Here is an 11,541-nt window from a genome sequence, read left to right on the forward strand (position 1 = left end):
TAATTATTCTTCAGTATAAAGCACCTGGATCATAGTCTGACCCACTGCCTTCAATACGTTCTTATCCAGATGAGCCATATCATCGTTCACGGTGTGCCAGGTAGGACCGAAACTGCTCTGCTGGCAATCAGGATAGTAGGCTATCACGTCGATGGTAGGAATCTTCGCCTTCTCGTTTACCGGGATATGATCATCCGTAATCATACCGCCATCGCTCTTAGGGAAGAAACTGCCGTAACCAGCCTGACGGGCTGCAGCCCAAACTCGCTTCACGATGCCACCAGCATACTGCATAGACATTCCTTCGCGATAGAACTTGGCTCCCTGGCCGCCTACCATATCCAGGAGGATGCCATAGCGAGGATTGTAACCCTCTGGCTTGTTCTCGCTCCAATACTGGGCACCCAAAGCCCAGCTGTTGCCATCATCCTGTGCATCAGACCATTGAGGTACGCCCCAATCCTCGGTATCGAAACATACGAAATCTACACCGATACTTGGATTCAACTTCTTGTCAGCCTGCAACTGGCGTGCAATTTCCAACATGACGGCTACTCCGCTGGCACCATCGTTGGCTGCCATCACAGGCTTGCGCCAATTGGTACTGTCGGGATCGTTATCCGCCCAAGGGCGACTGTCCCAATGGGCACAAAGCAAGATACGGGTTTCAGCCTTCGGATTGTAACGGGCAATGATATTGGTATTCTTCAATATCGTGCCATCATAGCCCTTCAGGTCTGCCTTCTGGGTCTCTACCTCGCAGCCAAACTGCTTGAACTTGCTCACAATCCATTCGCCGCACTTATCGTGCGCCTCGCTGTTCATCACGCGAGGCCCGAAATCGCATTGTGCTGCACAATAAGCCAATGCCGAATCGGCATTGAAAGCCGGACCTACGGGATTCAGCTTCTCCGCTTCCTCTACCTCCTGAACATCAGGCGAGCTTGCACTGCTGGCATTCTTATAGCTGATGGTACCAGCCACCAGTCCGGCAGCTACCACCACACCTAATATGATCTTCATTTTTTTCGTCATAACATTATTGTTTAAAGTTCTGCACCTGCGTCATCACTCTGAGCCAGTTGCCTCCCCAGATCTTGGCGATATCCTGCTCGCTGTACTTGCGGCGCAACAGCTGGAGAGTGAAATTAATCAGCTCGGAAGAATCAGCAAGTCCGCGGATGCCTCCATCTCCATCGAAATCGGTACCCAGACCTACGTGGTCGATACCCATCACCTCGATGGCATGCTCCAGATGGGCAATGGCATCCATGATGTCTGCCTCGCCCTCCTTGCGCAGGAATCCATGATAGAGCGTAGTATGAGCCACACCTCCACGGGCTGCCAGGGCACGCATCTGATCATCGGTAAGATTGCGGGGCACATCGCAGAGCGCACGGCTGCTGCTATGGCTGCATACGATAGGAGTCTGACTGATTTCCAATGCATCATAGAAACTCTTTTCGCCTGCATGGCTCAAGTCCACCATGATGCCGTGGCGGTTCATCTCCTGAATCACCTTGGCTCCGAAACTGCTCACGCCATTGTGGGTATTGCAGCCACGGGCACTGTCGCAGATGTCATTATCGCCATTATGGCAGAGGGTGATATATACCACGCCTCGCTGGGCAAAGTACTTCACATTGCTCAAATCGTGCTCCAGAGCAAGACCATTCTCAATACCGAGCATAATGCTCTTTCTGCCCTTTCGCTTGTCGCTGTAAAGATCGGCAGGAGTTCGGGCGATACTCAGGTAGTCGCGGTTCTTGCTCACGATTTCCTCTATCTTGTCGAAGATGAGATCGGCATACTGCAGAGGTCCCTGCACGTCGAAGGCTACCTTGCTGCTGAAGCTCTCGCCTATCTTAGGCTGCGGCAGGTAAGCCACCATGGTGGTAGCATCCTGATGTCCATCGGTCATCTTGTGCAGATCTACGAGAATGCGGGAGTCGCGATGATCGAACTTCACGCCCTGCGGGAAGAACATCGGGGTATCACAATGGGTATCGAGTGTTAGGATACGCTTGTGCAACTGCTTGGCAGCATGGAAATTGCCTGCCTGGTTCACCAGCCACTGGAAGATCTTTCCGCCTTCCTCGCCCAGCCACTCAGGATGCCACTGCACGCCGAGTATCTGCTTATACTCATTGCTCTCTATCGCCTCGATGATGCCATCGGTAGATTTGGCGATGATGCGCATGTGCCTGCCCGGCTCGCTCACAGCCTGATGGTGGAACGAGTTGACGAGAATCTTTTCCGAATTATATATATGATATAAGGTGGAATCCTTCTTGATTTCTACACTATGGGTTGGTTCGGAGCGGTCGGCATCCTGACTGTGCTTCACCATCTGCTTGATGTCCTGATACACTTTTCCGCCCAAGGCTATCGCCAGGGTCTGGATGCCTCGGCAGATGCCGAGCATAGGTATCTGGCGGTTGAAAGCTAGACGGACAAGCATCAGCTCTGCAGCATCACGCTCCTGATTGATATTGTGAAGACGGGGAGACGGCTCCTCGCCCATCCACAACGGGTTATGGTCGCCCCCACCCGTCAGGATCAAACCATCTAGATGCTCCAGGGTATTGATGATGACAGTACTGTCGGCAACTGGCGGGATGATGACAGGCGTTCCACCTGCCGCAATCACCTGCTTGTAATAACGGTCGCGAAGCGTAGCATCAATGTTCTCGTAATTGGCAGTAAGACCGATTACGGGCTGATGCTTCGCTTCGGGAAAAGAAGAGTACGCACCCTTGAGATGCGACTCCAAGTCAAATGTTTCCATTTGTTTATTTCTAAATACAAAAAAATTACTCTTCCTCCAAAAGGACTGGAACCTCGCGCTTGATGCTCTGCTCAAGCGAGATGAGTGTCTCGGTAGATACTACACCCGGAATAGCCTGGAGCTTGTTGTTCAGCAAGTCCATCAACTGCTCGTTATCACGGGCATACAACTTCAAAAGCATGGTATAAGAACCGGTTGTGAAGTGGCACTCCACAATCTCAGGAATGTTCTGAAGGCGCTCTACCACCTTCTTGTACATATTACCACGCTCCAGGTTAAGTCCTACGTATGTACATGTAGAATAACCCAGACTCTTAGGGTTTACATCAAAGCCGCTACCGGTGATGAATCCATCCTCCATCAAGTGCTGGACACGCTGATGGATGGCTGCACGAGACACGCCGCATTCTGCAGCTACGTCCTTGAAAGGAATACGGGCATTCTTGGAAAGGATGCCGAGAATCTTTCTGTCAAGATTGTCTATTTTCTCCATTTCTTCTCTATTATTATGTTCTATTTTAAGGTATTCTTCTATACCAGATAGCAAAATTAATAAAAACTATCGAAACAGACAACAAAATGCACGAATATTTTGCAATATCCGTGCATTTTGTTGTTTTTTATACTGATTTTAACCAAAATTTCAGATTTTTCCTGCTATTTGGTCGTTACTTTCTCTTTCTGGAAGCAGACTTTCTGCCAGCAGACTTAGCTGGAGTCTTAGCCACCTTCTTCTCTGCTCCTACAGCTACATCATCCTTCTGCTTGCTGTCTGCCTCAGGCTTTACCTCTGGCTTCACGATGCTCACGAGCTCCAGGTCGAATACCAATGTAGAATATGGAGGAATCTGACCAGCCTGACGCTCGCCGTATGCCAACTCATAAGGGATGTAAAGCTGCCACTTGCTGCCTACAGGCATCATGGTGAGAGCCTCTGTCCAACCCTTGATCAGGCTGCCGGCACGGAACTTGTCTGTGGCAGCACCACCATGCTTGGAAGTTGCATCGAATACGGTTCCATCAATGAGACGGCCCTCGTAGATAACCTCTACCTCATCAGAAGCCTGAGGAATCTCGCCCTGACCTTCCTTGATTACCTTATACTGCAAACCGCTAGGCAAAACCTTGACACCTGGCTTCTTGGCATTGGCAGCCAGATATTTCTCGCCAGCACCAGCCAAGGCTTCCTTCTTGAACTCGCCAGCCTTGTGCTCGGTAAAGATAGTGGTATCATTGGCAAGAGCTGCCACGAAACCACGGCTGAAGAGTTCGGCATTGATAGAATCCTTGGTGCTCTTCAGCTCCTCGCGGGTTCCAGGCAGGATGCGCTGATTTACCATCTGGGCAATCTGCATACCTACGATATAGGCAGTACCCTTAGGAGTATTTGCCTGCTGGATAGCCTCCTCGTAACCACGGATGAAGTCTGCCATATAAGCAGTATCCACCTGATAACTCTGCTGGATGAATGGAACCAGACCACGGGTGGCATAGACACCAGCCGCATAACTCAAGGAATCACCCTCGCTGGCAAGAACCACTGGAGTTACCTTCTTCACATTCTTCTTCTTGCTTGCAGCACTGGCTGTAAACAAAGAAGCACTCGCCACGAGGACGAGTGCTGTCATTAAATATTTCTTCATTTCTTATAAGTCCTCTACTCAAAATGAGTTCCCACAAAAATTACTTGCCACCTACAGAGATCAACTCAATCTTGAAGATCAATACAGAGAATGGCTTGATCTGACCCTGCTCGCGCTCACCGTAAGCCAACTGCTGAGGGATGTAAACCTCCCATACAGAACCGGCTGGCATGTGAACCAAAGCCTCAGTCCAACCCTTGATAACCTGGTTAGCACGGAGATCTACAGCCTGACCACGCTTGAAAGAAGAATCGAATACCTTGCCGTCGATTGTCTTACCCTCGTAGTTAACCTTTACCATAGATGTATCCTTTGGCATAGGGCCGTTACCCTCCTTGATTACCTTGTACTGAACACCTGAAGGAAGAGTTACCACTCCTGGCTTCTTCTTGTTGGCAGCGAGGAACTTCTCACCAGCCACCTTGTTAGGACCATATTCCTTCTCCATGTTCTTTGCCTTGATGGCCATCATCTTGGTCTGTGCCACCTGAGCAGCCTGCTCTACAGTCATCAAACCCTTCTTGCCGGTAGTACCTGTGATGAAACCTGCCATGAAGTTCTTCAAAGAGATAGTCTTGGTAGAATCGTCACCGAATACCTCGTGGTTGATACCCTTAACCATCTGGTTAGAAATCTGCTGACCAATCTGAATACCTGCATAGTAAGCAGCCTTCTTCTTGTCATCACCAGCGTTGGCACCATCGTTGAGACCCTTGATGAAATCATCCATGTAAGCGGTATCCACGCCCATGCGCTCTACCATAAACTCCTTCAGACCCTGAGTCTGAGACATACCCATGGCATAGCTCATTGTATCTACATCATTCTTGAGATCTGCCTTTGGAGTAGAATTGCCACAAGCTACGAATGTAGCGGCAACACAAGCCACGAGGGCTCCGAAAAATAACTTTTTCATTTTTTACTTTATGTTTTATTCTTTGTTCTCTCTATATATTACTTTACCGCAACAAGCTCTACATCGAAGATCAATGCTGAGAATGGAGGAATGGCTGCACCTGCGCCACGCTCGCCGTAACCCAGCTGATAAGGGATGAAGAAACGGTACTTAGCACCCTCGGTCATCAACTGAAGACCCTCTGTCCAACCAGCGATTACCTGGTTCAATGGGAAGGTAGCTGTCTGACCACGGTCGTAAGAGCTATCAAACTTAGTACCATCGATGAGTGTACCCTCGTAGTGGCACTCTACCTGATCTGTAGCCTTAGGAGCCTTGCCGTTACCCTCGCGCAGGATCTGATACTGCAAACCGCTCTTGGTAGTGATGATACCATCCTTCTTAGCGTTCTCTGCGAGGAACTGCTCACCAGCCTCCTTGGCAACCTTGCCCTTCTCTGCAGCTGCAGCCTGAGCCTTAGCCTCCTGCTCTGCGAAGAAGTTCTGTACCAACTCCTGTGCTTCCTGCTCATCAAGCTGAAGCTTGCCTGCAATCGCATCCTTTACAGCCTGTGCAAAATCATCAATGTTCAAACTCTCTGCACCCATAGAAGCCAACTGGCGACCGATGCCAATGCCTAAAGCATAACTTACTTTATCCATAAATTTATCTTATAACTTTGTATTAATATTCTTTATTTTGTACTTATTGTCCTTAAAACGAGTGCAAAGATAACATTTTTCTCGCTGATAACGATGATATTTAAAGAAAAAAGTGTAAATTTGTGCATTCTTAATAAGAAGATTAAGAAAATATGAATAAATAAAACGCGATAAGATGAAGAAACTCGTATTTTTAACCGGCGCTGGAATGTCTGTGGAGAGTGGTTTCAAAACTTTCCGTGGAAATGATGGCTTGTGGGAGAACTATCCTGTAGAACAGATAGCTACCCACGAGGGATGGGAAGCTGACCCTACCCTAGTAACTAACTTCTATAATATGTTGCGCCATAAGCTCTATGCCGCTCAACCTAACGAGGGACATAAACTTATCAAGGATCTGGAGAAGGATTTCGACGTAACGGTGATTACACAGAATGTGGATAACCTGCACGAGAAGGCGGGATCCAAGAACGTGATCCACCTGCATGGAGAACTCTCCAAGGTCTGCTCTTCGCGCGACCCTTACGACTATCGATACATCAAGGAGTTGCCGGAGAATGACTGTGAGGTGGAACCTGGAACCAAGGCGGGCGATGGCAGCTTGCTGCGACCATTCATCGTCTTCTTCGGCGAGAGTGTTCCGATGATAGAGCCTGCTGCCGAGGCGGTACAGCAAGCCGACATCTTCGTCATCATCGGCACTTCGCTCAACGTGTATCCTGCCGCTGGCCTGATAGCATACACCAAGCCGAACATTCCTATCTATCTGATAGACCCAGGTGCCGTAAACACCAACGGCTACTACAAGATTGAGCATATCATGAAGGGGGCTTCTGAAGGAATGAAGCAGCTGAAGGAGATCCTGGAGAAATAAGCAAGAAAATCGCCCTGTAAGAGCAAAAGCTTTAGAATGAGATGCTTTTGCTTTTACAGGGCGACTTCGTTTTATATCGAAAAGCCAATTATGCCGATGCTCTCGTTCCCATACGTGCCTCGGCTACGTTTACCACGTAATCACCGAGCTTCTCGCACTCCTGAATGATATCCATATACAGGGTTCCTACACCATAGGTATAGAGATGGTTATCCACATCGTCCAGATTCTGGTTTCTCAACTGAGTACGGAAGTTGTTGATTTCCGTCTCAATGTTATAGGTATGGTTCATATTGATACTCTGGCGATCGTGAGCAAACATGAAGTTCATCTGGGTAAGCGACTCATCTACCAGCTTGAACATCTGATGGATATTCTCATTCTGCTTTGCCGTGAACTCCTCCTTGTTCTCTCCCTTGCGCTTGATGGTGCGGGCAAGGTTGTAGCAACTGTCGCCAATACTCTCTATCTCGGAAATCGCACGCAGCATCGAACGAATCTTCGCCTTGGTATCATCACTCAGATGGGCATCGCTCACCTGATCCAGATACTTGGCTATCTCAATCTCCATATTATCCGAAATGCCCTCATACTTCTCGATGCGCTCATAGAGCTTGTCGAAAGTCTTGGCATCCTGGGTATCCATCAACTCTCTCACCATACCAAACATACGATGAATGCGCTCGCCGAAACTGCCGATTTCCTGCTGTGCCTCGAAAACTGAAAGCTCCGGTGTCTTCATGATACCAGCCTGGATAAAGCGCAGGCGGAAATCCTCCTCCTCCTTGTCTGCCTTAGGCTTGATAAGCTTGCAGACCACCTTTTCCAACTGCGGGATAAACCAGATGAGCACACCTGTGTTGCAGACATTGAAGCAGGTGTGGAACATCGCCAGGACGATAGGCAATAACTTCGCCTTCTGCGCTGCCGACATGCTGCCATCAGGATCGTAGCCCACAATAGAGCAGACGAAATCCACGAAAGGATAAAACAGGCAGAGAACCCAGATGACACCAAACACATTGAACACCAGATGAGCCAAAGCCGCACGACGAGCCTGGGCATTGGCACCCAAAGCAGCAAGGTTGGCAGTAGCAGTGGTTCCGATATTCTCACCCATCACCAGCGCAATACCCAGATAGATAGGAAGCACTCCCGTAGAACAGAGCAGGATGGTAATCGCCATCACCGCTGCCGAACTCTGTACGATGCAGGTAATAAGCGTACCTATCAAAAGGAAGACGACAATGGTGAAATGACTCTTCGTATCGAAGGAACCGAAGAAGTCGATAACTGCCGGATTATGCTCCAGATCGAGAGCCTTGCCTGCACTGCTCAACAGAACGAGCGAGAAGAAGAGAAAGGCAATACCGAAAAGGAAATCTCCAAAATACCGGCGCTTCTTGCTATATATCAGCATAATGCCGAGGAAGAACGCAGGGAAAACCACGATGGTTAAATCTACATTATAACCCAGCGACATAATCCATGCCGTAAAAGTGGTACCGATGTTGGCACCCATTATCACGGAAATGGCTTGGGCCAGGGTGAGCAGACCTGCATTCACAAAAGAAACCGTCATCACGGTGGTTGCAGAGGAACTCTGAACAGCACAGGTAATAAAGGTACCTGTAAGCATTCCCGTAAATCGGTTGGTAGTCATAGCTCCTAAAATGTGGCGCAACTGGGATCCTGCCATCTTCTGCAAAGCCTCACTCATCACCTTCATACCATAGATGAGCAATGCCAGAGAACCGAGAATCTGAAAAAAAATCACAAGATATTGACTTGTATCCATAATTAATTGTTTTTGTGGAAATGTTTGTTACGTTTCGATTGCAAATATAATAAGAAATCCGCTTATTACGAAATATTAAGCAAGGATATTTCAAATTGTAACAGCATTGTAACATCCTAAACCAATGAACATCTTTAAAAAGAAACAAAGCGCTCTTTTCTATCTACTATTTATTATATACCGTTTTTCTACTCTTGGTATAGAAGGAAAGGAGAAATTAGTGGCCTATTTTGTTACATATTTAATAAAAAACAAAAAAAGATGCCAAGAAACTTTGTATTCTCCGATTTTTTTTGTTTCTTTGCCTTATAAAACTATAAACAGTCATATAACAGTCGTAATTATGGGAAAAGGTAAAAAAGGCGGCAAAAGAATGAACAAGGCGCAGCTCACAGAGATTCTGCAGCAATTCTTTGCCGAAAGGCCGGGCGAAACGCTCAGCTTTAAAGAAATATTCCGTTCCCTCCATCTCACCACGCATCCGCTCAAGATGCTGGCTATCGACATCATGGAGGAAATGGCATGGGATGACTATCTGGCAAAGGTAAGTGATAATTCGTATCGCCTGAACCAAAGCGTGCAGGTGATGGAGGGTAAGTTTGTTAGAAAGGCAAATGGCAAGAACTCCGTCATTCCTGACGGCGAAGAGAATCCTATCTTCGTTTCTGAGCGCAACTCTATGGGAGCGCTCAATGGCGACCGAGTGGAATTCACCTTCCTCGCCCGTCGAAAGAACCACATCAAGGAAGCACAGGTAAACAAGATCCTGGAACGTGCAAAAGATACCTTCGTTGGTAGATTGAAAGTGGATAAGGATCTGGCTTACCTTGTTACACCAAGCGATGTCTTCGCTCACAACATCATCATTCCAAGAAGAAAGGTGAAGGGTGGAAAGACCGACGACAAGGCGGTGGTACGAATCATAGAATGGCCGGATGGAGAAAACAAGAGTCCTATCGGTGAGGTTGTGGATATCCTCGGACAGAAGGGTGACAACGATGTAGAGATGAACTCTATCCTCGCCCAATATGGATTGCCTTACAAGTATCCAAAGAACGTAGAGGATGCTGCCAACAAGATTTCAGGAGAAATCACAGAGCAGGACTACAAGGAGCGAGAAGACTTCAGAAAGGTTTTCACCTGCACCATCGACCCGAAGGATGCCAAGGACTTCGATGATGCCTTGAGTATCCAGAGACTGGAGAATGGCAATTGGCAGGTGGGTGTTCACATCGCCGATGTTTCGCACTACGTCACAGAGGGCAGCATCATCGACAAGGAGGCCGTGAAGCGTGCCACATCTGTATATCTCGTAGATCGCACCATCCCGATGCTTCCTGAGCGTCTCTGCAACTTCATCTGTTCGCTTCGCCCTAACGAGGAAAAACTGGCATACAGCGTCATCTTTGAACTCGACAACAATGCCGAGGTCAAGAACTACCGCATCGTGCATACCGTCATCGAGAGCGACCGACGATATAAATATGAAGAGGTACAGGAACTCCTAGAAGCAAATGGCGTGATTGATGGTACCGGCGAACCGGCTCCGGCAGAAACCAAAGAGCATCCATACCAAGGTGAAAATGCCCTCCAGCTTATCACCCTTGACAGACTGGCAAAGAAACTTCGTGCTGCAAGATTCAAGAATGGAGCCGTGAAGTTCGATCGAGAGGAACTGCATTTCGATATTGACGAGAAAGGCAAGCCTATCAGCTGCTACTACAAGCGCTCTAAGGATGCCAACAAACTCGTGGAGGAATTCATGCTCCTAGCCAACCGTACGGTGGCTGAAAGTATCGGAAAGGTGAAAAAGGGAAAGAAGCCAAAGACGCTTCCTTATCGTATTCACGACAATCCAGACCCACAGAAGTTGGAAACCCTGCGTGAATTCGTTGTGAAGTTCGGCTATAAGATGAAGACCGAGGGCACCAAGGGCGCCACAGCCAGAAGCCTGAACAAGTTGATGGCTGACTGCGAAGGCAAGCCTGAGAACAACCTCATCCAGATGGTAGCTCTCCGTGCAATGATGAAGGCAAAGTATTCCGTCCACAACATCGGTCACTTCGGCCTGGCATTCGAATACTACACTCACTTCACCTCGCCGATCCGCCGTTATCCGGATACAATGGTACACCGCTTGCTCACCAAGTATGCACAAGGCGGCAGAAGTGCCAACGAGAAACATTACGAGGAACTCTGTGAGCATTGCTCCGACATGGAGCAGATTGCACAGAATGCAGAACGAGACAGTATCAAATATAAGATGGTAGAATTCATGGGCGATAAGCTAGGTGAGGAATTCGATGCCCACATCAGCGGTATCACTTCTTACGGCATCTATGCAACCATTGATGAGAACCATTGTGAAGGTATGATTCCGATGCGAGACATCGCAGACGATTACTACGACTTCGATGAAAAGAACTTCTGTTTGATTGGTCGTCGTCATCACAACAAGTACCAATTAGGTGATGCTATCCGCATCAAGGTGGCGCAAGCCAACCTGGAGAAGAAGCAGTTGGATTTCGCCCTAACCGGCGATTCTGCTCCTATACGCAAGGAAAAGCCTGAGGCTAGTACTTCTTCCAAGAAAACAAAGAAGTCGAAGCAGAAGACACGTAATCATCGTAGAAACAAATAATCTCTCCATATCAAACTGGGCTGACCTTTAAGGTTGGTCCAGTTTTTTTCTGCGTCATCCAGGACCGAACAGGTCAAAAATCTGCGCACATCTGTGAAATCAGTGTGAAAAAGAAAAAGCACCAAAGAAAAATCTGCGTCATCTGCGAAATCTGCGTGACCTAAAAAACAATTCGCGTGAGAAAGAATAAAATCTGCGTGAAAACAAAAAAGCCTCAGAAATCTTTCGAAATCTGAGGCT

The 11,541-nt window shown here is 48.0% G+C and carries 9 protein-coding genes; 2 read left to right on the forward strand and 7 right to left on the reverse strand.

What is annotated here, in order from left to right; genetic code table 11:
* Positions 1 to 3: 3 nt before the first annotated feature.
* The 6 genes from DXD25_RS12605 to DXD25_RS12630 form a co-directional block, all read right to left on the reverse strand.
* Positions 4 to 1,035: a M28 family peptidase gene (locus tag DXD25_RS12605; protein WP_117663814.1), complete on the reverse strand. Its 1,032-nt coding sequence runs from the start codon at positions 1,033 to 1,035 to the stop codon at positions 4 to 6.
* 4 nt (positions 1,036 to 1,039) lie between these two features.
* On the reverse strand, positions 1,040 to 2,788 hold the full coding sequence (locus DXD25_RS12610; RefSeq protein WP_117663815.1) for a membrane dipeptidase: 1,749 nt from the start codon (positions 2,786 to 2,788) through the stop codon (positions 1,040 to 1,042).
* Between the two features lie 25 nt (positions 2,789 to 2,813).
* On the reverse strand, positions 2,814 to 3,281 hold the full coding sequence (locus DXD25_RS12615) for an Lrp/AsnC family transcriptional regulator (RefSeq protein ID WP_089544771.1): 468 nt from the start codon (positions 3,279 to 3,281) through the stop codon (positions 2,814 to 2,816).
* Positions 3,282 to 3,456: 175 nt separating this feature from the next.
* On the reverse strand, positions 3,457 to 4,431 hold the full coding sequence (locus tag DXD25_RS12620; protein ID WP_117663816.1) for an FKBP-type peptidyl-prolyl cis-trans isomerase: 975 nt from the start codon (positions 4,429 to 4,431) through the stop codon (positions 3,457 to 3,459).
* Between the two features lie 40 nt (positions 4,432 to 4,471).
* Positions 4,472 to 5,347: an FKBP-type peptidyl-prolyl cis-trans isomerase gene (locus DXD25_RS12625; protein ID WP_089544773.1), complete on the reverse strand. Its 876-nt coding sequence runs from the start codon at positions 5,345 to 5,347 to the stop codon at positions 4,472 to 4,474.
* A 38-nt stretch (positions 5,348 to 5,385) separates the two neighbouring features.
* Positions 5,386 to 5,988: an FKBP-type peptidyl-prolyl cis-trans isomerase gene (locus DXD25_RS12630; protein WP_089544774.1), complete on the reverse strand. Its 603-nt coding sequence runs from the start codon at positions 5,986 to 5,988 to the stop codon at positions 5,386 to 5,388.
* Positions 5,989 to 6,163: 175 nt separating this feature from the next.
* Here DXD25_RS12630 and DXD25_RS12635 point away from each other — a divergent pair, with 175 nt between their 5' ends.
* The gene (locus tag DXD25_RS12635) at positions 6,164 to 6,862 is read left to right on the forward strand and encodes an NAD-dependent deacylase (protein WP_117663817.1); all 699 of its coding nucleotides are present in this window, start codon (positions 6,164 to 6,166) and stop codon (positions 6,860 to 6,862) included.
* An 88-nt stretch (positions 6,863 to 6,950) separates the two neighbouring features.
* Here the strand turns inward: DXD25_RS12635 and DXD25_RS12640 are convergent, their stop codons facing one another.
* Complete coding sequence (locus tag DXD25_RS12640) at positions 6,951 to 8,660, reverse strand: Na/Pi cotransporter family protein (protein ID WP_117663818.1); 1,710 nt, start codon at positions 8,658 to 8,660, stop codon at positions 6,951 to 6,953.
* A 343-nt stretch (positions 8,661 to 9,003) separates the two neighbouring features.
* Here DXD25_RS12640 and rnr point away from each other — a divergent pair, with 343 nt between their 5' ends.
* A complete protein-coding gene (gene rnr, locus DXD25_RS12645) occupies positions 9,004 to 11,301 on the forward strand; it encodes a ribonuclease R (RefSeq protein ID WP_117663819.1) in 2,298 nt (765 codons plus the stop codon).
* Positions 11,302 to 11,541 lie beyond the last annotated feature (240 nt).

Origin of the sequence: Prevotella sp. TF12-30 (assembly GCF_003436715.1) — a bacterium.
Taxonomy (GTDB): Bacteria; Bacteroidota; Bacteroidia; order Bacteroidales; family Bacteroidaceae; genus Prevotella; species Prevotella copri_A.